Annotated in this window: 19 protein-coding genes; 9 read left to right on the top strand and 10 right to left on the bottom strand. The window is 62.9% G+C overall.

The window, feature by feature from the left end; genetic code table 11:
* Positions 1–35 precede the first annotated feature (35 nt).
* A complete protein-coding gene (locus tag OSW16_RS25345) occupies positions 36–1013 on the bottom strand; it encodes a dipeptidase (RefSeq protein ID WP_016392223.1) in 978 nt (325 codons plus the stop codon).
* A 283-nt stretch (positions 1014–1296) separates the two neighbouring features.
* Here OSW16_RS25345 and OSW16_RS25350 point away from each other — a divergent pair, with 283 nt between their 5' ends.
* The gene (locus OSW16_RS25350) at positions 1297–1713 is read left to right on the top strand and encodes a lysozyme inhibitor LprI family protein (RefSeq protein WP_267819361.1); all 417 of its coding nucleotides are present in this window, start codon (positions 1297–1299) and stop codon (positions 1711–1713) included.
* 248 nt (positions 1714–1961) lie between these two features.
* Here the strand turns inward: OSW16_RS25350 and OSW16_RS25355 are convergent, their stop codons facing one another.
* Positions 1962–2906, bottom strand: a complete 945-nt coding sequence (locus OSW16_RS25355) for a GlxA family transcriptional regulator (RefSeq protein WP_267819363.1) — start codon at positions 2904–2906, stop codon at positions 1962–1964.
* Positions 2907–3052: 146 nt separating this feature from the next.
* Here OSW16_RS25355 and choX point away from each other — a divergent pair, with 146 nt between their 5' ends.
* The 5 genes from choX to OSW16_RS25380 all read left to right on the top strand — a co-directional run bounded on the left by choX (position 3053) and on the right by OSW16_RS25380 (position 7094).
* Positions 3053–3997 carry a choline ABC transporter substrate-binding protein gene (choX, locus tag OSW16_RS25360; protein WP_267819365.1) on the top strand — a complete coding sequence of 315 codons (945 nt, stop codon included), beginning with the start codon at positions 3053–3055 and terminating at the stop codon, positions 3995–3997.
* A 123-nt stretch (positions 3998–4120) separates the two neighbouring features.
* Positions 4121–5005 carry a 3-keto-5-aminohexanoate cleavage protein gene (locus tag OSW16_RS25365; RefSeq protein WP_267819366.1) on the top strand — a complete coding sequence of 295 codons (885 nt, stop codon included), beginning with the start codon at positions 4121–4123 and terminating at the stop codon, positions 5003–5005.
* Positions 5006–5023: 18 nt separating this feature from the next.
* Positions 5024–5989, top strand: a complete 966-nt coding sequence (locus OSW16_RS25370; RefSeq protein WP_267819368.1) for an L-carnitine dehydrogenase — start codon at positions 5024–5026, stop codon at positions 5987–5989.
* Positions 5990–5999: 10 nt separating this feature from the next.
* Positions 6000–6470: a thioesterase family protein gene (locus OSW16_RS25375; protein WP_267819370.1), complete on the top strand. Its 471-nt coding sequence runs from the start codon at positions 6000–6002 to the stop codon at positions 6468–6470.
* 366 nt (positions 6471–6836) lie between these two features.
* Positions 6837–7094, top strand: coding sequence for a hypothetical protein (locus OSW16_RS25380; protein WP_039604371.1), 258 nt, complete (start codon positions 6837–6839; stop codon positions 7092–7094).
* Between the two features lie 120 nt (positions 7095–7214).
* Here OSW16_RS25380 and OSW16_RS25385 read toward each other — a convergent pair whose 3' ends face one another.
* From OSW16_RS25385 to OSW16_RS25420, 8 genes are all read right to left on the bottom strand, one after another.
* Complete coding sequence (locus OSW16_RS25385; RefSeq protein ID WP_267819373.1) at positions 7215–8882, bottom strand: ABC transporter ATP-binding protein/permease; 1668 nt, start codon at positions 8880–8882, stop codon at positions 7215–7217.
* Positions 8879–11662 carry a M16 family metallopeptidase gene (locus tag OSW16_RS25390; RefSeq protein ID WP_267819375.1) on the bottom strand — a complete coding sequence of 928 codons (2784 nt, stop codon included), beginning with the start codon at positions 11660–11662 and terminating at the stop codon, positions 8879–8881. The genes OSW16_RS25385 and OSW16_RS25390 overlap by 4 nt, the downstream gene beginning before the upstream one ends.
* Positions 11663–11687: 25 nt before the next feature.
* Complete coding sequence (locus tag OSW16_RS25395) at positions 11688–14519, bottom strand: TonB-dependent receptor (protein ID WP_267819377.1); 2832 nt, start codon at positions 14517–14519, stop codon at positions 11688–11690.
* 165 nt (positions 14520–14684) lie between these two features.
* Complete coding sequence (locus tag OSW16_RS25400; RefSeq protein WP_267819379.1) at positions 14685–15647, bottom strand: FecR family protein; 963 nt, start codon at positions 15645–15647, stop codon at positions 14685–14687.
* An 88-nt stretch (positions 15648–15735) separates the two neighbouring features.
* The gene (locus OSW16_RS25405) at positions 15736–16236 is read right to left on the bottom strand and encodes a sigma-70 family RNA polymerase sigma factor (protein ID WP_267824122.1); all 501 of its coding nucleotides are present in this window, start codon (positions 16234–16236) and stop codon (positions 15736–15738) included.
* 197 nt (positions 16237–16433) lie between these two features.
* On the bottom strand, positions 16434–17540 hold the full coding sequence (locus OSW16_RS25410) for a GlxA family transcriptional regulator (protein ID WP_241805589.1): 1107 nt from the start codon (positions 17538–17540) through the stop codon (positions 16434–16436).
* A 93-nt stretch (positions 17541–17633) separates the two neighbouring features.
* Positions 17634–17891: a hypothetical protein gene (locus OSW16_RS25415; RefSeq protein WP_267819381.1), complete on the bottom strand. Its 258-nt coding sequence runs from the start codon at positions 17889–17891 to the stop codon at positions 17634–17636.
* 39 nt (positions 17892–17930) lie between these two features.
* Positions 17931–19307 (bottom strand): L-serine ammonia-lyase, encoded by a 1377-nt coding sequence (locus OSW16_RS25420; protein WP_241805588.1) that lies wholly within the window; start codon positions 19305–19307, stop codon positions 17931–17933.
* A gap of 441 nt (positions 19308–19748) precedes the next feature.
* Between OSW16_RS25420 and OSW16_RS25425 the strand changes: the two genes are divergently transcribed.
* The 3 genes from OSW16_RS25425 (at position 19749) to choV (ending at position 22799) form a co-directional block, all read left to right on the top strand.
* The gene (locus OSW16_RS25425; RefSeq protein ID WP_267819384.1) at positions 19749–20696 is read left to right on the top strand and encodes a choline ABC transporter substrate-binding protein; all 948 of its coding nucleotides are present in this window, start codon (positions 19749–19751) and stop codon (positions 20694–20696) included.
* A gap of 79 nt (positions 20697–20775) precedes the next feature.
* Entirely contained in the window at positions 20776–21624 is an 849-nt protein-coding gene (choW, locus tag OSW16_RS25430) for a choline ABC transporter permease subunit (RefSeq protein ID WP_267824124.1), read from the top strand.
* Positions 21621–22799: a choline ABC transporter ATP-binding protein gene (choV, locus tag OSW16_RS25435; protein ID WP_241805586.1), complete on the top strand. Its 1179-nt coding sequence runs from the start codon at positions 21621–21623 to the stop codon at positions 22797–22799. The genes choW and choV overlap by 4 nt, the downstream gene beginning before the upstream one ends.
* Positions 22800–22817: the final 18 nt, after the last annotated feature.

The following is a 22817-nucleotide window of genomic DNA, read 5'->3' on the forward strand; positions in this document are numbered from 1 at the left end:
GTTGCTGGCCGGGGCCTTGAGGCTTGGAGAGCGGCTTACTCGCCCCAGACGTCCTTGAGGACATTTACCCAGTTCTCGCCCATGATCTTGCGCACCACACGCTCGGAGTGGCCGCGCTTGAGCAAGGTCTCGGTGAGGTTGGGGAACTCGCCGACGGTGCGGATGCCCAGCGGGTTGATGATCTTGCCGAAATTGGTCAGGCGGCGGGCGTAACCCTTGTCGTGGGTCAGGTACTCGAAGAAGTCCTGGCCGTGGCCCTGGGTGAAGTCGGTGCCGATACCGATGGCGTCTTCACCGACGATGTTCATGGTGTACTCGATGGCTTCGGCGTAGTCGTCGATGGTGGAGTCGATGCCCTTGGCCAGGAACGGCGCGAACATGGTCACGCCGACAAAACCGCCATGGTCGGCGATGAACTTGAGCTCCGCGTCCGACTTGTTGCGCGGGTGCTCCTTGAGGCCCGAGGGCAGGCAGTGGGAGTAGCAGACTGGCTTTTTCGACTCCAGGATGACCTCTTCGGAGGTCTTGGAGCCAACGTGGGACAGGTCGCACATGATGCCCACGCGATTCATCTCGGCGACGATTTCGCGACCGAAACCCGACAGCCCGCCATCACGCTCGTAGCAGCCTGTACCGACCAGGTTCTGGGTGTTGTAGCACATCTGCACGATGCCCACGCCCAGCTGCTTGAACACATCCACGTAGGCGATCTGGTCCTCGAAGGCGTGAGCATTCTGGAAGCCGAAGAGGATCCCGGTCTTGCCCAGTTCCTTGGCCTTGCGGATGTCGGCGGTGGTGCGCACCGGCATCACCAGGTCGCTGTTGTCGCGGATAAGCTTCTGGCTCGCAGCGATGTTGTCGACGGTGGCCTTGAAGCCTTCCCAGACCGACACCGTGCAGTTGGCTGCGGTCAGCCCGCCTTTGCGCATATCCTCGAACAGTTCGCGGTTCCACTTGGCGATGATCAAACCGTCGATGACGATGCTGTCGGCGTGAAGCTCGGCTGGGCTCATCAGGCTGTCCCCTTTTATTGAGTGGGTTCGCACCGAACGTTGTGCCGGCGCTTTGGGGCCAGCATATGCCTGTGTCCGCGGGCGCCCCGATGCAAAAACGACAGGGGGTTTGCCGAAAGCGTCAATGCGCGACATGGCGGGTCTGGGACGCCGTCAGGGGATGCGAGACAGTCTCGATAACGACCCTTTCGGCCGTTGCATGAACATTTGCCCGGGGAGCTATCGCCGAGCCTGCGCCTGAGCGAGAATCTCGGCGATTCAACAGCCTGTTGAGGAGAAACGGATGAAATCAATGGCATGGCTGGTGCTGCTGGCCTTCATGAGCGGGGCCCAGGCCGGTGAGGAAGAAAGCACGCCTTGCGACAATGTCGACACCGACCAGCAGACGTTCGCCTGCGCGGAATTCAACAAGCAGACCGCCGAACGTGAACTGAACTCGGCCTATGACGACATGGTGCAGCGGATGCTCGATCAGTATGGTGATGACGCCGGCCTGCAGTCGCAGATTGAGGCTGCCAGAAAGGTCTGGGCTCAATTGCGCGATGCCGATTGCAAAATCGAAACCCACGGTGAGCGAGCGGGTAGCAAGGCGTTCCAGATAGCCTGGAATAGCTGTATTGCGCAGCGTAGCGATGAGCGATCGGAGTATTTGCGCAGCCTGGGCTCGCAAAACAGTGATGAACCAGCCCCTGAGGATTGATCAGGCACGCGTGCGTGAACGATCAACGCCATAGGAACCCTATGCTGCTGATCATGCCCTGCTTTCTCGCTAGTGCGTCCAGAGGCTGCAAACGCCAAGCCTGGTTTTGCTCAAGCCTCGTGCTTGAGCGCTCCCGATCAGTCTCCACCCCCCTGGCGGAAAATTGATCGGGGCTCCTGTGTGCCCTGCTGCCCCCCCATTCGCGCACCTGTCGAAGATGATCCTTCCACGGCATCACGCAGGTGTAGTCAAACCGCCCTGATAAGCCGGTCTTCCCTTGGGCAACGTTCGTACCGTGCCCGGTAGCAACGGGTGAAGTACGAAGCCGATTCGAACCCACACGCCACCGCCACCTCCAACACGCTCATGTCAGTCTGGCGCAACAGCTGCCGCGCCTTGTCCAACCGCAAACGCAGATAAAACCCACTCGGCGTGTCATCCAGGTGCAAGCGGAACAACCGCTCCAGCTGCCGCCGCGTCACCTGCACCGCATCGGCCAGCACCTGGGTATTGAGTGGCTGCTCGGTATTGCGCTCCATCTCCCCGATCACCTTCACCAGCTTCTTGTTGCTGATGCCATAGCGGCTTGCGATCTGCATGCGCTGGTGGTCCTGGCGCGGGCGGATTCGCCCGAGTACGAACTGCTCGGACACCTGCACCGCCAGCTCACTGCCATGCGCTTGGGCAATCAGGTCGAGCATCAGGTCGATGGAGGCGGTGCCGCCCGCGCACGTGATGCGCCGGCGGTCGATCTCGAACAGCTCCTGGGTCGCATGCAAGCGAGGGTAGCGCTCTTTGAAGGCGTCCAGTGCTTCCCAATGCAACGTAGCGCGGTGGCCGTCGAGCAGGCCCGCTTCGGCGAGCACCACGGGGCCGGTATCGATGCCGCCGAGAATCGCGCCTTCGTGATCGAGGCGGCGCAACGCCTGCTGCAGCGCCGGGCCGTAACACCGCAACGGCTCGAAGCCGGCGACGATCAACAGTATTGCACCCGCCTCCCCTTCCCCCAGCGCACCATCGGCATTCACCGACATGCCGTTACTGGCCGCCACTGCGCCGCCATCCAGGCTCAACACACGCCAGCGGTACGAAGGCCCTTTGAACCGGTTGGCCACGCGCAGCGGCTCCAGGGCACTGATGAAGCCCATGGCCGAGAACCCCGGCAGCAGCAGGAAATGGATCAGTTGCGGCATTGCGTGCTCCACGTCGCAGGTGGTCGCTTCCGTGCAAATGTTGGTCGCCAGGGTGCGATTTTCCACCCTGCCGCCAGCGTAGCGTATTCACACGGTCCGCAGAGGCCGCCCTCAATAACAATATGCACTGCCGATGGAGAGCCACCATGCACAGCTTGATCCGCCGCAGCCTGTTGTCCCTTGCACTGAGCAGCATCGTTGTCACACCGCTTTTCGCCGCCGAACCTGCGGCCTGCAAGAACGTGCGCCTTGGCGTGGTCAACTGGACCGACGTCATCGCCACCAGCGCCATGGCGCAAGTGTTGCTCGACGGCCTGGGCTACCAGACCAAACAGACCAGCGCCTCGCAGCAGATCATCTTCGCCGGCATCCGCGACAAGCGCCTGGACATGTTCCTGGGTTACTGGAACCCGATCATGACCCAGACCATTACACCGTTCATCGATGCCGGGCAGGTCAAAGTGCTCGACCAACCGAGCCTGGAGGATGCCAGGGCCACCTTGGCCGTACCTAAGTACCTGGCCGACAAAGGCCTGAAAAGCTTCGCAGATATCCACAAGTTCGAGAAAGCGCTGGGCGGCAAGATCTACGGCATCGAACCCGGGTCCGGCGCCAACACCCAGATCAAGGCGATGATCGCCAAGAACCAGTTCGGCCTGGGCAAGTTCCAGCTGGTCGAGTCCAGCGAGGCCGGCATGCTCGCCGCAGTCGACCGCGCCGTGCGCCGCAAGCAGGCGGTGGTGTTCTTCGGCTGGGCGCCGCACCCGATGAACGTGAACATCGACATGGTCTACCTGGGCGACAGCCAGGATGCCCTGGGCCCTGACGAAGGCCGTGCCACGGTGTGGACCGTCACCGCGCCGGACTACGCACAACGCTGCCCCAACGCCCATCGCCTGCTGGCCAACCTGAAATTCAGCGCCGAAGACGAGAGCCGCATGATGCAGCCGCTGCTCGACCACAAGGACGCCCTGGAGTCAGCGCGCCAGTGGCTCAAGGACCACCCCGAGGACAAGGCGCGCTGGCTTGAAGGGGTCACCACCTTCGATGGCAAGCCTGCGGCGGACAACCTCAAGCTTACCGCCAACTGACAGGGCCTGATCGCCCGCAAACCGGCTCCCCCAGCGTCATCTCCCACCAGGGTTCACCGCGAACCTTGTGGGAGCCGGCTTGCCGGCGATTGGGCCACCACAGACCAGAAAAGGAACCCAACCATGAATAACGACGTCATCATCACCTGCGCCCTCACCGGCGCCGGCGACACAGTCGCCAAGAGCCACCTAGTCCCGGTCACCCCAAAGCAGATCGCCGAGGCCGCCGTCGAGGCCGCCAAAGCCGGCGCCACCGTGGTCCACTGCCATGTCCGTGACCCGCAAACCGGCCGTTTCAGCCGCGACGTGAACCTGTACCGCGAGGTCATGGAGCGCATCCGCGAAGCCGACGTGGACATCATCGTCAACCTCACCGCCGGCATGGGTGGCGACCTGGAAATCGGCCCGGGCGAGTCGCCCATGGCGTTCGGCCCCGGCACCGACCTGATCGGCCCGCTGGAGCGCCTGGCCCACGTCGAAGCCCTGCTGCCGGAGATCTGCACGCTCGATTGCGGCACCCTCAACTTCGGCGACGGCAACGCCATCTATGTTTCCACGCCGGCGCAATTGCGCGCCGGCGCCAAACGCATCACCGAGCTTGGCGTGAAGGCCGAGCTGGAAATCTTCGACACCGGCCACCTGTGGTTCGCCAAACAGATGATCAAGGAAGGCCTGCTGGACGACCCGCTGTTCCAGCTGTGCCTGGGCATCCCATGGGGCGCGCCGGCCGATACCACCACCATGAAGGCGATGGTCGACAACCTGCCAGCCAATGTCACCTGGGCCGGCTTCGGCATCGGCCGCATGCAAATGCCGATGGCCGCGCAGGCCGTGCTGCTGGGCGGCAACGTGCGGGTCGGCCTGGAAGACAACCTGTACCTGGACCGCGGCGTGCTGGCCAGCAACGGCCAGCTGGTGGAACGCGCTGCCGAGATCATTACCCGCATGGGCGGCCGTGTACTCAGCCCGGCAGAAGGCCGGGAAAAAATGAACCTCAAGCGCCGCTGATTCCTTCAGGAGACCGATATGCCTTTCATCACCGAGATAAAGACCTTTGCCGCCCTGGGTAGCGGCGTGATCGGCAGCGGCTGGGTCGCCCGCGCCCTCGCCCACGGCCTGGACGTGGTGGCCTGGGACCCGGCTCCCGGCGCCGAACAGGCACTGCGCAAGCGGATCGCCAACGCCTGGCCAGCGCTCGAAAAGCAAGGCCTGGCCGAAGGTGCCTCCCAGGGCCGGCTGACGTTCGTCAGCACCATCGAAGCGTGCGTGCGCAACGCCGACTTCATCCAGGAAAGCGCGCCAGAGCGGCTGGACCTCAAACTCGACCTACACGCCAAAATCAGCGCCGCAGCCAAGCCTGACGCGATCATCGGTTCAAGCACCTCGGGCCTGCTGCCCAGCGAGTTCTACGAGTCGTCCACCCACCCTGAACGCTGCGTCGTCGGCCACCCATTCAACCCGGTGTACCTGCTGCCGCTGGTCGAGATCGTCGGCGGTTCCCGCACTTCACCCGATGCCATTGAAGCCGCCAAAACCATCTACACCGCACTCGGCATGCGCCCACTGCACGTGCGCAAGGAAGTGCCAGGCTTCATCGCCGACCGCCTGCTCGAAGCGTTGTGGCGCGAGGCGCTGCACCTGGTCAACGACGGTGTGGCGACCACCGGTGAGATCGACGATGCCATCCGCTTCGGCGCCGGCCTGCGCTGGTCGTTCATGGGTACCTTCCTCACCTACACCCTGGCCGGTGGCGATGCCGGCATGCGCCACTTCATGTCGCAGTTCGGCCCTGCCCTGAAGCTGCCCTGGACCTACCTGCCAGCGCCGGAGCTGACCGACAAGCTGATCGACGATGTGGTCGACGGCACCTCCGAGCAACTGGGCGAGCGCAGCATCGCCGCGCTGGAGCGCTATCGTGATGACACCCTGCTGGCAGTGCTGGAGGCGGTGAAGACCAGCAAAGCCACACACGGCATGGCCTTTGGCGATTGAGGAGCAAGCGATGCCCGCACTGATCACCTACCGCACCCCAGTCCAGGAGGACTGGGTCGACTACAACGGGCATCTGCGCGATGCCTTCTACATGCTCATTTTCAGCTACGCCACCGACGCGCTGATGGAGCGCATTGGCCTGGATACCGATAGCCGTGGGCAAAGCGGCAACTCGCTGTTCACCCTGGAAGCGCATATCAACTACCTGCACGAGGTGAAACTCGGTACCGAGGTGTGGGTACAAACGCACATCTTGGGCTTTGATCGTAAGCGTCTGCACGTTTATCACAGCCTGCACAGGGCGGGGTTCGAAGACGTGCTGGCAGCCAGTGAGCAGATGCTGCTGCACGTAGACTTGGCCGGGCCTAAATCTGCGCCATTTAACCAGAAGGCCGAGGCGGCTCTGCAAAGCATCCTGGATTCACAGAAGGACTTGGCGTCACCCGAGCACGTTGCCAGAGTGATGCGTCTTGCCCGGTAGAGGCTTCGCCAGGTATTCAGCGGGTCGCATTAATACCGTTGACTCCCCGTGGTTTGCCCGCAGTGGACCCAATCGCTGACGAGTAGACAACTGGCATGAGCCCAAAAAAATTGCCCCGGAAAGCCGTGAGCATCCGGGGCCAAGAGCGAGCAACATCCACTGTGCATGAAGAAGGTGACCAAACCCTCCGTTGCGGTAGATGGCGTGAGTGTGCGCAGTTGCGACCCGGCGAATTTAGCCGTAAACGACCTGTTCTTAGCCAAAGCAGCCATGCCGGTATTCTGTTGTTGCGGGTATGTCGCACTCGTCACAGAATCAGTCGTAAATCACAGCAGCACTCTCTTAGCGATAAAAGGGACAACAGCCATGATGCATGCGGATTTGATTGATCAGGACGACCTCGCCGGCCAACTGCGCGCGCGCGGGTTCGATATCCCAGCCGGGGCCAGTGCCGAGCAGGCCTGCGAGGCGGTAGTGCGTGGGTTGACCGAGCCCAATGCGCGCGCACTCAAGGGCATGGTCGAGCAGATGTATACCGGCAGTGCGACGATTCTGCCGGCGGTGCGCCAGGCCATCGATAAGCAGTTGTTGCCAGCGCTTGCGAGTTTCAACAAGCGGGCCTGATTCATGTTTTCTGTACTGGCCCTATCGCCGGCAAACCAAGTCCCACAGTGATGACACGAAGCTCCAGGCCTGTGCAGCACCTGTGGGGGCTGGCTTGCCGGCAATAGGGGCAGGCCTGCCCTACACAGGCTCGGCCAGTTTCTCCAGCGCTGCAGTGCGGTCGAACAGCCGCGCCAGCCCTTCCTGGTGAGTCACACCCACCACCGTACACCCCGGCAACTCCCGCCTGAGCATTTCCAGCAAGCCCCGGGCACTGCCCAGATCCAGCTGGCTGGTCGCCTCATCCAGGTACAAGGTATCCGGCCGGTACAGTAACGCCCGCGCCAGGCTCAACCGCTGCTGCTCCCCGCCGGAAAGCACGCGTGCCCACTCAGCCTGCTTGTCCAGTTGCCCCGTCAGAGCTCCCAGCCCCACCTTGCCCAGCACATCGATCAACTGCAGATCGTCTATCGACTGCACCTGTGGATAAGCCAGTAACGCGCGCAGGCTCATGTGCGGCATGTAGGGCTTTTGCGGTAGCAGCAAGCTGCGCCCCGGCGGCAGCTGCCACTCGCCCAGGCAGTAGGGCCAAAGCCCCTGCAAGGTGCGCAGCAGGGTCGACTTGCCAACCCCGCTGCGCCCACCCAGCCGTAGCCACTGGCCCCGCCCTGCTTGCAGGTCCAGATCGCGCAGCATGGCACTGCCATCGGGCCGGCAGAGCGTCAGCCCCCGCGTACACAGGCAATCACCCTGCGTGGCAGTGACGGCCTGCCTACGGCTGGCAGTGATCGCCTGCTCGAACTGCTCCAGCCGCTGCAATGCAGCGCTCCAACGCACCAGCTTGTGATAAAGCTTGATGAACCAACTGAGCGAGCCGTGCACCGCGTTGAAGGCACTGCGGATCTGCATCAGCCCACCCAGGGTGATGGTCTTGGCCATAAAGGCTGGCAAGGCGGAAAACACCGGGATGATCAGGCTCAAGCGTTCATAAGAGACGGTAAACAGGCTGAGATTGCGTTCACGCCCCATCAGTTGGCGCCAGTTGCCGGCGATGGCGCGAAAGCGCTCGGCCAGGTGCTCGCGTTCGACCGCCTCGCCCCGGTAAAGCGCAATCTGTTCGGCATGGTCGCGCTTGCGCAGCAGGCTGGCACGAAAGTCCGCTTCGCGGTGTTCACGCTCGTAATTCAACGCATGCAGCGGCTTGCCGATCAGGTGTGTCACCCAGCTGCCGACCAAGGTGTAGCCCAGGACGATCCACACCAGGTAGCCATGAACCGTGAATGACTCGCCCAAGAGGCTGAAGGTCTGCACCCCCGACAGGTTCCACAGGATCACCATGAACGCGCCGACCTGCGCAAGGTTGATCACCAGCGAGGCCACCAGTTCGATGCTCAGCCCGACCATCAGGTCGATGTCCTGGGCAATGCGCTGGTCGGGGTTGTCCGGCTCGCCAGTCAACCCCAGCCGGTAGAAAGCCTGATCGGCAAGCCAGGCATCGGTCAGGCGCCCGGTCATCGCCTGGCGCCAGCGCAGCTCCAGCCCTTTGCGGATATAGTCCATGGCCACGACGATCAGCACATAACTACCCAGATACAGCGCGTACTCAGCCACCAGGCCATACAGCCCCGCAGTGTCAAACGCGGCCAGCGTGTCGTAGAAGACCTTGCTCCAGCTGTTGATCAGCACATTGATCTGCACCACCAGCAACCCCAGGCCGATCACCGCCGCCAACATGAGCCAGGCCAGCCATTGCCCACGGTCGTGCCAGAACGGGCGGCTGAGGCGGTAGAAGGTGCGCAGGGTTTTCACAGTGCCTGCTCCAGCGCCGCCTCAGAGGGCAGCAGGCGAAGTTGTACCTGGTTGCCCCGAGGGAACAACTGCCCTGCCTGTCGTTGCAGCGCTGGCAGGGTCAATGCCTCAGGCAATCGGACCTGGGTCTGCAGGTAGCGTGGGTCGTGCCAGCGGCGGTCGCTGAGGATCAGGCGCTTGAACTGGGTTTGCGGGTCTTCACGGCGCTTGCTCTCCTGACGCAGCAGCTGGCGCCGCTCGGCCAGCACCCACTCGGCATCTGGCTGCAGGCTGGCAAGCGTCTTCTGCGCCATGGCCCACAGCTCATCGGCTCGCGCCGGGTCGCAGGTGAAGCTGAGGCTGCTTTCGACGCGCTGCGTCTCGGCATTCAGCTCGCTGTCGAAACGCAGGCGGTATACGCCTGAGGCCTCGCCACGCAGCTGCGCCTTCAGCCGCTGGTTCGCCAGGTCGCGCAGCACCGATACCCGCACCGCCGCCTCGGGGCTCCAGGCTTGCGGGTGGAAGCTGCTGGCCCGCAATACCACACGCGGTTCCGGCGCGATGGCCAGGTCCTCACGGCGTTGACCGGGCTGCTGCAAGGCCTGCTGGCTGGCCAGCGAAACGCTGCGCGGGAGGGTCGCGAGCATTTCCCGGACCATTTTCTCCAGCGGTTCAGGCGCTGTATCCGCCATCAGGTAATAGGTCACTGGAGCACCGGCCAAAAGCTTCCAGTCGGCGCTCAGCTGTTCGGCGGTCAATTGGACGAGGGCCCGCGGATCCGGCGACTGCCAGTGATCCACCCCGTACTTGAGCACGCGCTGGCGGCTTTCCTGCACCTCGCGAACGTCATCCGGTCGGCTGCGCAGACGTTGCAGCAACTCGTCACGGGACTGGGTGAACAGAGCCTGGTCTACGCTGGCCAACTGACTCGTGCGATAGCTTTGCATCAGCGCCAACAAGTACTCTGGTTCGGCGCCAAGGTTGAGCGTCAAACGGTGGGGCTGATGATCGAGGCTGAGCGTGGCGCGATGCGTCTGGCGCCATGTGGCCAGCGCTGCTGGGTCCATACCCGGCAGCCCGCTGCGCGCGCCAAGCTGCGCGGCCATCTGCAGTCGCCAGGCCGGTACCCCTTGCAGGGAGTAGCCGGCCGACGAGTCAACCTGCAACAGCCATTTGCCATCCGGGCCGTTGCGCTTGAGCCAGACCACGCGATCACCGTTGCTCAGGTGCCAGTGTTGCACATGCTGCTCAGGGAACATCTCGCGCTCGACAATATCAGCCGCCGGCACCGCAGCGGGCATTTCCAGGATGGCTACCGACGCCTTTTCTGGCGCCGTCTGCACAGGGGCCGTAAGCGATCTGCCGGCCAGTTCGACTTGCCTCGCCTCAACCTGCGCGACGGTCGGCAAGGCGATTTCGGAGTTGCCCGCCGCACTCACCTGCAATACCCGGTCAGCGCTGGCCAGCCAGCGATGCAGGCGCTCGTTCAGGTCATCACGCGAGATGTTGCCCAACACTTCCAGATAGCGCGCAGCGGTGGCGTGCCGCTCGGTGACGGCATTACCCTGCACGGCAGCGTTGTTGAGTTGTTCCACCCACTGCTCGAAGGTGCGCGGGTCTTGCTTGGCCAGCGTCTTCTCGCCCAGCGCTTGGATATGCTCGCGCTCACGTTGCAGGTCCGTTTCGGTGAAGCCATGCTGGCGCAAGCGCTCGATCTCGGTCAGTAGTTGCTGCAGCGCCTGGTCGTGCGCCTGGCCTTCGACGCCGGCGGCGATACCGAGCACGGTGGAGTGTTCACCGATCAAGGTTTTCTGCGCGGTGAGGCTGCGCACCCCAGCGGCGTGCGGTTGGCGACGCAGGCTGTCGAGCATTGCAGCGAGGGTCATGCGGTCGATCAGCCGCTCGCGCAATGCGGCGCGTGTAGTGCCGCGGCTATCCGGCTCATGCAAGCGGAACAGCATCGCCACCTGGTTGCTGCCCGATTGCGGGTCCTGCAGACGGAACACTTTCAGCGTGTCGTCCAGCACCAGCTCCCGATGCTCGCGCCGCGGCACTTCGCCAGCCCTGGCCGCGCCGAAGGCCTGTTCGATCTGGGCGCGCATGGCCTGGGGGTCGAAATCGCCGACTGCCGACAGCACCATGTTGTTGGGCAGGTACCAGCGGTTCTGGAAGGCCTGCAGGTTCTGCAGGCTGGCCGCGCGGATCGCCGCCTCGTTGCCGATGGTCCGGTGCCCGGGGTAGCGCGAGCCCACCCGCTGCGAGGCAGTGCGCTGCTCGTTCATGCGCTGGGCCACACCCAGGCCGCCGCGCCATTCCTCGATCACGATGGGCCGCTCCCGCTCCAGGTCCTGGGCGTTGTAGTCACCGGCGAACGCCAGGTCGGCCAGGGCCTGCAATGCCTGGGGCGCCTGGCGCACGCCAGCGGGTGGGGCAATCAGGTACTGGGTGCGTTCGTAGTTGGTCATGGCATTGAAGTGCCGGCCCTGTACCCAGCCCAGGTCGGTCATGCGCTGGCGCACGTTCTGCTGGCGGCCCGCGCGGCTGTGAAAGGCCAGATGTTCGACCATGTGGGCAACGCCAACCTGGTCGTCTTCCTCGTCGACCGAACCGGCCTTGACGGTCAAACGCAGGTCCAGGCGGCCATGCTGAGCCGTTTCACGCACCATCCGGTAGGCAAGCCCGTTGGCCAGCTTGCCCTGGATGACCTGGCGGTCCCAGGGCAAAGGTGCATCGGGTTCAGGGATCGACGCGCAGGCGCCGAGCAACAGCGGGCCGAGCAGGCCCGCGATGAGCTTTTTCATCAGGGTATCCACGGTTTTTATAAAGTCAGAAGCGGTAGCCGACTTCCAGCCAGTACTGGCGGCCGACTTCGTAGCGGGTCACGGCCTGGCTGCCGGCGCTGACGGTCGGGTTGGTCTTGTCGGCGACATTGGTGATGTCGACCGAGGCGAACACGGCCTGGTCCTTGGCCGTTGGCAGCTCCCAGTAAACTTGCATGTCCCAGGTCATGGCGCTGCCGACCGCCGCCGCCTCGTACACGCTGAGGGTTTCGTTATCGAGGTCGACCGTGCGCCCGGTATCGATGATCTGCTTGTACTTGCTGCGAAAACGCAGGAAGTTGCTGATGCTCATGTGCCAGGCGGGGATCTCGGTAATGGTCGTCAGCCGTGCGGTCCATGGGCGGTTGAAGTTGTTCGGCGGCAGTTCGACGAAGTCCATTCGCTTGCCGTCGTAGAGCACGGCACTACCGTCATATTCTTCACTGTCGAGGATCGAGTCGTAGTCGGTGTACGAGTCTTCGCTGCGCTGCCAGCCCGCCGCGAACTGGGCGCTGGTGCTGGTGCCAAACAGCTTGAGTTCCTGCTGGGGGGTAACGGTCAGCGTCACCGTGTCGCTCTCGCTGCGACCTTGGTTGGTGTAGATGTAGTAGTTGCTGCGGTAACCGGGCAGTGCTGGCAGGTCTTCGACACTGGAGTAGGAGCGCACGATCTTGTCGCGCCCCTTGCGGTTGACATACTTGAGGTCGAACAGAGTGTTCAGCCACAGCTGCTCAAGGCCGAGCGTAAGCTCATCGTCATACGGGATGTTCAGGGTCGAGAAGCGCGTGTCATTGGCTACTCGGGTAGCCTCGATCCACGGCGAGTCCTGATCGGCGCGCAGGTAGCGCACATTCAGCTGGCCGCGGCCGTCGTTGAGGCGGGTCTTGAACAGATTGCGCCCATAGTAGCGGTTGGCACCAAAGGTCAGCACCGTTGAGCGGTCACCGAAGAAGTCGTAATCGCCGGCAAAGCGCGGGGCAACGGTCTTTTTCTCCATGTAGTCGTCGCCTTCCACCCGAACACCCGGGCGCAGGCCCAAGTTGCCCAGCTGAATGCTGTCCTGGAGGTAGAACGCGTATTTCTTCTCGTCCTGGCTGATCTTGCCTGCTTCATACACCATGCGTGAGTTGGCCCATTGCCGGGTGTTGCCATTGAGCAGCTGGCCAACCGAGCAGTAAGGATCGTCACCGCAGCTGCTACCGTCGTCACGCTTGTTCATGGTGACACTGCTGGCTTGGGTGGACCGCTCCCAGGTAGCTCGCTTGTAAGAGAGGTCGATACCCGTGACCAATGAATGCGCCACACCACCGAACCACACCGGCAGCCACTGGGCCTTCACCGCGTAGTCCAGGCCGTCCTGGGTCTGGTCGAGGTCGCCGTAGGCACCCTCGGCACTGCGTGATGTGTTGCTCAGCGACTTGCCCCAGTTCTTGACGTCGGAGTAGTACCAGTTGATGTAGTCGTCCTGCTCGGAATCGCGCGAGCTGGTCAGCCGCGTCACCGCCAGGGTGTGGGTCCACGTGGCGTTGTCAGCCAACCAGGTGGCCTTTACCGAGCCTTGATAGCCGCCCTCTTCGGTGACGAACTCGGAGTTGCGCTGGTTGGCGCGGAAGTAGGTGTTTTCGCCGGGGCCGTAGATGAACGAGCTATCCAGGGTGAGCTGGTCATTCATGTTCCAGTAAGTCTTGAGCATGTAATTGGTCAGCTCGCGGGTCTGGTCCTTGCGCGAAGGCCCGTTGCCACTTTCGTAGCCATCGCTGTAGGCGTTCAGTGGCAGCACCGAGCGTTTCTGCGAGAACGCCAGGATGGCGCCGAAGTCATCGGTCAGGTGGCCTTCGAGCATGCCGCGAACAGTGGTTTTCTCGAACTCTGGCTGGTACTGCTCGTCCGAGGCCTGATCGAAGTTTTCCTGATCGGCTTCGGTGATGTGGTAGCGGGTCCACGCCGAACGGCTGAGGGCATAAGAGACCTTGCCGTGAAACGCCTTGCTCGGTCGGCGGGTGATCGCATCGACCACGCCGCCGTTGAAGCCGCCGTACTCCGCCGGTACGTTGCTGTCGTAGACTTTCACTTCCTGCAGCAAGTCCGCATCCAGCGCAATACCGTGGGAGCGGCTGGGGGTGGAATCGAACTGACGCACATCGTTGAAGTCATGGGCGCCAGGGTCGAGGTCGTTGTTGATCGAGATGCCGTCGATCATGAAATTGTTCTGGTAGTACTTGGCGCCGTTGATGCTGATATCCGCCGGGGCAATTTCGCCCGGCGTGTTGGAGTTTTGCTGGCGGGTGCTGAATTGCACGCTGGGGTGCATCTGCAGCAGTGTGGTGATGTCGCCATTGGCGCCCGGGAAAGCTTTGATCGCCTTGCTACCGATGACCGTAGCGCCCATGTAGCTGTTCTCTTCGGTCTGCCCCAGCACCACGGTGTTGTGCAGCTCCAGCGGGCCTTGGCCGTCGCTGTGCAACAGGCGGAAGATGAACGTGCCCGCCTCGAACTCCCAGGTGATGCCACTGCTTTGCAGCAGTCGCGACAGCGCCGCCTCGCTGCTGAAGTTGCCACTGACCGCGGTGGACTCCAGGCCCTCCAGCAGGTCCGGGTCGACGCTGACCTGCAGCCCACTTTGCTGGCCGAAAGTGATCAGGGCGATGGCCAGATCCTGGCGGGGAATGGTGAACGGGTGTACCTGGGTGAGCTGGGCATGCTCAGCGTCTGTCTGTGCATGAGCTGGCGGCTGATCCAGCAAGGCACAGAGCCCCAACATGCCCGCGCCGCCAACATGTTTCAGGCGCAACGACCAATCCCACGCACTGCGCGGCTTCCGGCTTGATGTTTCAGTCATCCCACATCCCCACCCCCGGCAAGCGCCGGACTGCAAAATAGAATACGAATCGATATCAGTTGTTGCGCGCGGAGGAGAAGACGGGGCAGTGCGGGGGATTTTCAGAAAATTGTGAAATTAATTTTCGCCGGGGATTTTTGGGGCCGCTTTGCGGCCCCGGCAACGTCAAGGTTTGCTCAACACCAACAGCCAGGGCCCATAGCTGCGCACCTCGCCACCGTGCGGCTGGACCACTGCACGCAGCGCCGCCTCGGGCTTACGCAGGTCGTACACACCCGTCACCCGCTTGGCCCCCAGTGCATCGTCACGCAGCATCACCTTGCCTGGCATATACGGCGCTAGCGCCTGCACCAGCTCGGCCACCGTCTGGTCGTCTGCAATCAGCTGCCCCTGGCGCCAGGCGGCGGCTTGGGTGGGCACGAAAGTACGCAGCTGCACATGCCCATCCACATAACGCAGCCGCTGCCCCGCCGTCAGTGCAGCAGCCAGTACCTGTGCATCGGCCGTGTCCTCGACCCGTACCGAGCCATGCTGCACATCCACCCCTACCCGCCCCGACCGCAGCTCGACATTGAACGCCGTGCCGGTGACCGTCACCTGCACATCGTTGGCACGCACATGGAACGGCTTGGCCGTGTCGGGCATGACCTCGAAGAACGCCTGGCCGGCGAGCAGCTTCACATCCCGGTGATCGCCGCTGTAGTCCACGGCAATGGCGGTGCCGCTGTCCATCTGCACCACGCTGCCATCAGCCAGGGTGACGTCGCGGGTCTCGCCTTGTGCGGTGCGATAGTCAGCCTGCAAGCGCAGGCTCAGGGAAGGCGCGACAGCTACCCATAAACAGGCTGCCACCGCCGCCCCCAGCCACCAGCGCCGCCGGGGCTTGCGCTTGACCGGTAGCGGCAGCACTTCGGCCTTGGGCCACAGTTCGCGGGTGGTCGGCGCCAGCTGGCCGGTGAGCTGCCACACCCGTTCGGCCTTGTGGAAGGCCTGGGCGTTGGCCGCGTCGCTGGCGCACCATTGCTCGAACTCATCCCTTAGCTGAGGGTCGTCAGGTGACTGCTGCAGGCGCAGGAGCCATTCCAGGGCCTGCTCGCGGCGGCTGGATAGCGGGGCTGCGGACGTCATGTCGGGCAAGTCTCCTGAGGGCTGAAGGGCGCGCAGGGTCGCACAGAGCTACCCTGCTCGGCAAAGGACGCACCAGCCTCGCGTTTTTTCACAGATCATCCTCCAGGCGCGCCATGCAGTGGCTCAGGGCATCGCGCACCAGTTGGTGCACCAGGCTGACCGATACATTCAGGTGGTTGGCCACTTCTTGCAGGGTATGGCCGCCCAGGCGGTGCATTTCGAACGCCACGCGGGTGCGCTGAGGCAATTCCTCAAGGGCGCGGCTGATGGCGCTGAGTTCATTTTGCTGGGTGACCGCCTGCTCGGGCGACACACTGGTCGAGGGCAGCTCGGCGAGAATCTCATCACCGTTGGGTTGGGCTTTTTCGGTGGCGATACGGCGGGTCTGGTCGAGGGCCAGGTTGCGCACGATGCGGTACAGGTAACTGGCCGGGTGGCGAATGTCGGCATCGTCCTGCTGGCGACTGAAGCGCAGCCACGCCTCCTGCACCACATCTTCGGCGCGGGCGCGGCAGCCAACGATTGGCGAGGCGTAGTCGACCAATGCTGCCCGGTGGGCCAGGTAGAGCTGCAGTTTGTCGTCCGCCACGGGGTGGTATGCCAAGCGATTTCGGGGCGGAAATGTTACCTGTAGTCGAGAATCATTATCAACCAATCATATGCTGTTGCCTTCCAGGCCTCATCGCCGGCGAGCCGTCTCCCACAGGTACCGCGCGGTCTCAGGCCTGGCGGTGATCTGCGGGAGCGAGGTTGCCGGTGATAGGGCTGCAAAGCAGCCCCGATGCTTTAAAGCCTCACACTGGCAAAGGTCGACTCGTTGCGCGCCTGGCTCAGTGCAGCCATCGGCCCGCTGTGCGGCGACAGGGTCATGGCTTGCGGAATCGGCATCATTGCCACTTGCTGTGCGGTGTTTGAACCTACTCGTTCATCACGCGGCGGAATGCCGAAGTACTCGCGGTAGCACTTGGAGAAGTGCGGCGTGGAGACGAAGCCGCACACCGAGGCCACTTCGATGATCGACATCGGCGTCTGCTTGAGCAGCTGCCGCGCACGGATCAGGCGCAGCTTCAGGTAATAGCGCGACGGCGAGCAGTGCAGGTACTTCTGGAACAGCCGCTCAAGCTGGCGACGCGACACGGCCACATACACGGCCAGTTCGTCCAGGTCGATCGGCTCTTCGAGGTTGGCCTCCATCAGTGCGACGATTTCCTGCAGCTTCGGCTGGTTGGTTCCCAGCATGTGCTTGAGCGGTACGCGCTGGTGGTCCTGCTCGTTGCGAATGCGCTCGTAGACGAACATCTCAGAGATCGCCGCCGACAGTTCGCGACCATGATCGCGGCTGATCAGGTGCAGCATCATGTCCAGCGGCGCAGTGCCGCCAGAGCTGGTGAAGCGGTTGCGGTCGAGGGTGAACAGGCGTGTGCTCATGTTGGCCCGCGGAAACGCCTCCTGCATCGCCGCCAGGCATTCCCAGTGCACGCTGCAGTCGAACCCATCGAGCAGGCCGGCACAGGCCAGCGCCCAGCTACCGGTGCACACAGCGCCCAAACGGCGCGACTGACGCGCCTGGGCCTGCAGCCAGGTGACATGCTCACGGGTAACCGAACGCTGGATCCCCACGCCACCGCAGACGATAACGGTGTCGATGGGAGGGGCGTTGGCGATGGAGGCGTCCGGCGTGATCTGCAAGCCATCGCTGGCCCACACCTGGCCGCCATCGACGGTGAGCGTGTGCCAGCGGTACAGCTCACGGCCGGAAAGCTGGTTGGCCATGCGCAGCGGCTCCACGGCCGAGGCCAAGGAAATCAGGGTGAAGTTGTCCAGAAGGAGAAACCCGATGGACTGGGGTGCTGTGCGGTTCTGGGTTGGATTCCCGGAGGTGTACGACGTCATCGCGATTTCTCCTCACACAAAAACAGGGTGTGCCTCAGGCGGGCACTGATTTTTTGTAATGGCCCCAATTCATTTGCAGGGGCTTTGCCAATCTCAACGCAAGGGCCGTGCCTGAAATTGAACGGCCATCCAAAAAAACCCAAAAACGACGCCTTTTTTCAGCAATTCCGGCTCGGCGATCGGGTTGTTGATAAAACCCAAACCGGCGGGCCAGCGCCTTTGCGTGTCACTCATGAGCACTTTGGTGACACGCTCAAGGCAGGTTGCCCAGAAACGACACTGTTTAGTGTCACCGACAATGGCGACACTGATCGCGACACCCGACGACCGGCTGATACGAAGACGCCCCAAAACGGGGCGTCCTGACGAGAATAGCTCACCGTCAGCGCATCAACATTCGATGGCGCTGACCGCCAAACCGCCGCGCGAGGTCTCTTTGTACTTGTCGTGCATGTCGGCGCCGGTGTCGCGCATGGTGCGGATCACCTGGTCCAGAGAGATGAAATGCTCGCCGTCACCGCGCAGGGCCATCTGTACGGCGTTGATGGCCTTGACTGCGGCAATGGCGTTGCGTTCGATGCACGGCACCTGCACCAGGCCACCGACCGGGTCGCAAGTCAGGCCAAGGTTGTGCTCCAGGGCGATCTCGGCGGCGTTCTCCACCTGCGCCGGGGTCGCCCCCAGCACTTCGGCAAGGCCAGCCGCCGCCATGGCGCACGCTGAACCGACTTCACCCTGGCAACCCACCTCGGCACCTGAAATCGATGCATTCTTTTTGCACAGGATGCCCACCGCGGCGGCGGCCAGGAAGAAGTCGACCACGTTGGACTCGTCGACCGCATCGCTGAAGCGCATGTAGTAGTGCAGCACAGCCGGGATGATGCCGGCCGCGCCATTGGTGGGCGCAGTGACCATGCGCCCGCCAGCGGCGTTCTCTTCGTTGACCGCCAGGGCGAACAGGTTGACCCACTCCATGGCACTCATGGTCGAGCCGATCACATTGGGCTTGCCGATCTCCTGCAGGCTGCGGTGCAGCCTGGCGGCGCGGCGGCGCACATTCAGCCCGCCGGGCAGCGTGCCCTCATGCTTGAGGCCGTTGTGCACGCATTCCTGCATGGCTTGCCAGAGCGTGTGCAGGCCGGCGCGGATCTCTTGCTCGCTGCGCCAGACCTTCTCGTTGGCCATCATCAATTGCGACACGCTCAGGTCGTTTTGCTTGCACAGGCGCAGCAGCTCTGCGGCACTGTTGAAATCGTACGGCAGCACCGTCTGGTCGGCATCCAGCACACCACTGGCGGCCTGGGCGGCATCGACCACGAAACCGCCCCCCACCGAGTAGTAGGTGTCACGGTGCAGCTCGCCCTGCTCGCCTTCGGCGATCAGGGTCATGGCATTGGGGTGGTACGGCAGGTTCTCGTCCAGCAGCAGCATGTCACGCGCCCAGACGAACTCGATGGGCAGGCGGTTATCCAGCTTCAGGGTATTGGTTTCGCGCAGGTCGGCGATGCGTGGGACGATCTGGGCCGGGTCGATGGCGTCCGGCCATTCGCCCATCAGGCCCATGATGGTGGCGTGGTCGGAGCCGTGGCCAATACCGGTGGCCGACAGCGAGCCGTATAACCGCACCTGCACCCTTTTCACCTGCTCGAGCTCGCCGCGCTCACGCAGGCCCTGGACGAACAGGGCGCCCGCACGCATGGGGCCGACGGTATGGGAGCTGGAGGGCCCGACTCCGATCTTGAACAGGTCGAACACGCTGATGGCCATTGTCGCTACACCTCTTGCTGGGCTTGTCTCTGCGCGCCATGCGCAGGGCGGGGCAACTGCTAGGCTGAAGCTGCGAGCCGCCACGAATGCACGCATCATCAGGCTTTTGCGCCCCCCCTCGCCGTCTGCAACCGACGTACTTTTGTCCAGCAGCGCCGCGCCGTTTCAGCTGCAGGTGCACCGCTTTCGGGCGCTCCGATGACGGAAAAATACGGACCCAGGGGAGGAAAATGCCATATGCGACATCGCCAGTACTCAAAGCGACCCGTTCCGTACTGGTTACGACCCCACCAGTAGGCGATTGCCCGGCGCTGGTGGATTATCGAAAGCGACTCGTATTGCACGGCCTCGCATCCTGCCCTCTGCAGGCCTGGTTGACCGGACCCTGAGAAAGCCCGGCAGCCCTCGCGAACCCGAAGATAAAATCACAGGAGTCCATCCATGAAAGGTTCACCCTCGCTGTTGCTGGCCGCGTTGCTGTCCGCCCCCTTGCTGGCCCAGGCCGCAGAACCCGAGCAGTGTCAGACGGTACGTTTTTCCGATGTCGGCTGGACCGACATCACGGTAACCACCGCGACCACCAGCGTTGTGCTCGAAGCACTGGGTTACAAGACTCACACCACCATGATCTCGGTACCGGTGACCTACAAGTCGCTGGCCGCCGGCAAGGACCTGGACGTGTTTCTCGGCAACTGGATGCCGACCATGGAAAACGACATCAAGCAGTACCGCGACGCCGGGACTGTCGAAACCGTGCGCGCCAACCTGGAGAACGCCAAGTACACCTTGGCCGTACCCCAGTCGCTGTACGACAAGGGCCTCAAGGATTTTGCCGACATTCCCAAGTTCAAGAAGGAACTGGACGGCAAGATCTACGGCATCGAGCCGGGTAACGACGGCAACCGCACCATCCAGAGCATGATCGACAAGAACGCCTTCGGCCTGAAGGACGCCGGTTTCAAGATCGTGCAGTCCAGTGAGGCCGGCATGCTGTCGCAGGTGGACCGGGCGCAGAAGCGCGGGGAGGCGATCGTGTTCCTCGGCTGGGAACCTCACCCGATGAACACCCGCTTCAAGATGCAGTACCTGACCGGCGGGGACGACTTCTTCGGCCCCGAACTGGGCAAGGCAACCGTGCTGACCAATACCCGCAAGGGCTACGTGCAGGAGTGCAGCAACGTAGGCCAACTGCTCAAGAACCTGTCGTTCGAGCTCAAGGATGAAAGCACCATGATGGGCTATGTCCTGGACGACAAGATGAAACCCGAGGCAGCTGCCAAGAAGTGGCTCAAGGACAACCCAGGCAAGCTGGACGCCTGGCTCGCCGGGGTGACCACCGTGGACGGCAAACCGGGCCTTGAGGCGGCCAAAGCCAAACTGACGCAATAACGCAAGACGAAGGCAACACCGCGGGGCGGGACCGTGCTCGCCCCGGACTGATTTCAATCTTTGCAGGTGGAAGCTCGCTATCATGCTTATCGATCAGAAAATACCCCTGGGTGAGTACATCGCGTCATTCGTCGAATGGCTGACCCAGAATGGCGCCGATTACTTCGACGCCATCGCTCAAGGCCTGGAATTCATGATCCATGGCGTCACCAGCACCCTGACCTGGTTCAACCCGTTCGTCCTCATCGCCCTGTTTGCCGCCCTCGCGCACCTGATCCAGCGCAAATGGGCACTGACTGTGTTCGTCGCCCTCTCCTTCCTGCTGATCCTCAACCTGGGCTACTGGCAGGAGACCATGGAAACCCTGGCGCAAGTCACCTTTGCCACCGTGGTCTGTGTGGCCATCGGCGTACCGCTGGGGATCGTTGCCGCGCACAAACCGATGTTCTATACCGCGATGCGCCCGGTGCTCGACTTGATGCAGACGGTGCCCACCTTCGTTTACCTGATCCCAACCCTGACACTGTTCGGCCTGGGTGTGGTGCCTGGGCTGATCTCCACGGTGGTGTTCGCCATCGCCGCGCCGATTCGCCTGACCTACCTGGGCATCTGCGACGTCCCGCAGGAGCTGCTGGACGCCGGCAAGGCCTTCGGCTGCTCGCGGCGCCAGTTGCTGACCCGCATCGAACTGCCCCACGCGATGCCGAGCATCGCCGCCGGCGTTACCCAGTGCATCATGCTGTCGCTGTCGATGGTGGTGATCGCGGCCCTGGTGGGCGCCGATGGCCTGGGCAAACCTGTGGTCAACGCACTGAACACCGCCGACATTTCCCTGGGCTTCGAAGCGGGGCTGGCGATCGTACTGCTGGCCATCATGCTCGACCGTATCTGCAAGCAACCGGAAGTCACGGTAAGGGGTGAAGCATGAGCATCATTCGTTTCGAAGATGTCGACGTCATCTTCTCCAACAAGCCGCGTGAAGCGCTGGCACTGCTCGATCAGGGCAAGACCCGGGAGCAGATCCTCAAGCAGACCGGGCTGGTGGTGGGTGTCGAAAAGGCCAACCTGGATATCAACAAGGGCGAGATCTGCGTGCTGATGGGCCTGTCGGGTTCGGGCAAGTCGAGCCTGCTGCGCTGCATCAACGGCCTGAACACCGTCAGCCGCGGCAAGCTGTTCGTCGAGCACGAAGGCAAGCACATCGACATTGCCCACTGCACCCCGGCAGAGCTCAAGATGATGCGCACCAAGCGCATCGCCATGGTGTTCCAGAAGTTCGCCCTGATGCCTTGGCTGACGGTGCGCGAGAACATCAGCTTTGGCCTGGAAATGCAGGGCCGCCCTGAAAAGGAACGGCGCAAGCTGGTGGACGAGAAGCTTGAGCTGGTGGGTTTGACCCAGTGGCGCAACAAGAAGCCGGACGAACTCTCCGGCGGCATGCAGCAGCGCGTGGGCCTGGCCCGGGCACTGGCGATGGACGCTGACATCCTGCTGATGGACGAACCGTTCTCGGCCCTCGACCCACTGATCCGCCAGGGCTTGCAGGACGAGCTGCTGGAGCTGCAGCGCAAGCTCAACAAGACCATCGTGTTCGTCAGCCACGACCTGGACGAAGCGCTCAAGCTGGGCAGCCGCATCGCCATCATGAAGGATGGGCGGATCGTTCAGTACAGCAAGCCCGAGGAGATCGTGCTCAACCCGGCGGACGACTACGTACGCACCTTCGTGGCCCATACCAACCCGCTGAACGTGCTGTGCGGCCGCAGCCTGATGCGCACCCTGGACAACTGCAAACGGATCAACGGCTCGGTGTGCCTGGACCCAGGCATCGATTCGTGGCTGGACCTGGGCGAAGGTGGCTCGCTCAAGCGTGCACGCCAAGGGCAGAACGGGCTGGACCTGCAGAACTGGGCACCTGGAGAGGATGTCGAGCTGCTGGAGCGACGGCCGACACTGGTCAATGCCGATATCGGCATGCGCGAAGCGCTGCAGATCCGTTACCAGACTGGCAACAAGCTGGTGCTGCAGGATAACGACAAGGTCGTGGGGATACTTGGGGATACCGAGCTGTACCACGCGTTGCTCGGCAAGAGCCACGGCTGATGCAACCGGGGCCGCTGT

Origin of the sequence: Pseudomonas putida (assembly GCF_026625125.1) — a bacterium.
Taxonomy (GTDB): domain Bacteria; phylum Pseudomonadota; class Gammaproteobacteria; order Pseudomonadales; family Pseudomonadaceae; genus Aquipseudomonas; species Aquipseudomonas putida_X.

Bases quoted from the DNA above. Each gene is read 5' to 3' on its own strand.
- OSW16_RS25420 (WP_241805588.1), bottom strand. From the start codon at position 19,307: ATGGCCATCAGCGTGTTCGACCTGTTCAAGATCGGAGTCGGGCCCTCC.
- OSW16_RS25410 (WP_241805589.1), bottom strand. From the start codon at position 17,540: ATGACGTCGTACACCTCCGGGAATCCAACCCAGAACCGCACAGCACCC.
- OSW16_RS25345 (WP_016392223.1), bottom strand. From the start codon at position 1,013: ATGAGCCCAGCCGAGCTTCACGCCGACAGCATCGTCATCGACGGTTTG.
- OSW16_RS25355 (WP_267819363.1), bottom strand. From the start codon at position 2,906: ATGCCGCAACTGATCCATTTCCTGCTGCTGCCGGGGTTCTCGGCCATG.
- OSW16_RS25365 (WP_267819366.1), top strand. From the start codon at position 4,121: ATGAATAACGACGTCATCATCACCTGCGCCCTCACCGGCGCCGGCGAC.
- OSW16_RS25380 (WP_039604371.1), top strand. From the start codon at position 6,837: ATGATGCATGCGGATTTGATTGATCAGGACGACCTCGCCGGCCAACTG.
- OSW16_RS25350 (WP_267819361.1), top strand. From the start codon at position 1,297: ATGAAATCAATGGCATGGCTGGTGCTGCTGGCCTTCATGAGCGGGGCC.
- OSW16_RS25425 (WP_267819384.1), top strand. From the start codon at position 19,749: ATGAAAGGTTCACCCTCGCTGTTGCTGGCCGCGTTGCTGTCCGCCCCC.
- OSW16_RS25390 (WP_267819375.1), bottom strand. From the start codon at position 11,662: ATGAAAAAGCTCATCGCGGGCCTGCTCGGCCCGCTGTTGCTCGGCGCC.
- OSW16_RS25370 (WP_267819368.1), top strand. From the start codon at position 5,024: ATGCCTTTCATCACCGAGATAAAGACCTTTGCCGCCCTGGGTAGCGGC.
- choX (WP_267819365.1), top strand. From the start codon at position 3,053: ATGCACAGCTTGATCCGCCGCAGCCTGTTGTCCCTTGCACTGAGCAGC.
- choV (WP_241805586.1), top strand. From the start codon at position 21,621: ATGAGCATCATTCGTTTCGAAGATGTCGACGTCATCTTCTCCAACAAG.
- OSW16_RS25400 (WP_267819379.1), bottom strand. From the start codon at position 15,647: ATGACGTCCGCAGCCCCGCTATCCAGCCGCCGCGAGCAGGCCCTGGAA.
- OSW16_RS25375 (WP_267819370.1), top strand. From the start codon at position 6,000: ATGCCCGCACTGATCACCTACCGCACCCCAGTCCAGGAGGACTGGGTC.
- OSW16_RS25395 (WP_267819377.1), bottom strand. From the start codon at position 14,519: ATGACTGAAACATCAAGCCGGAAGCCGCGCAGTGCGTGGGATTGGTCG.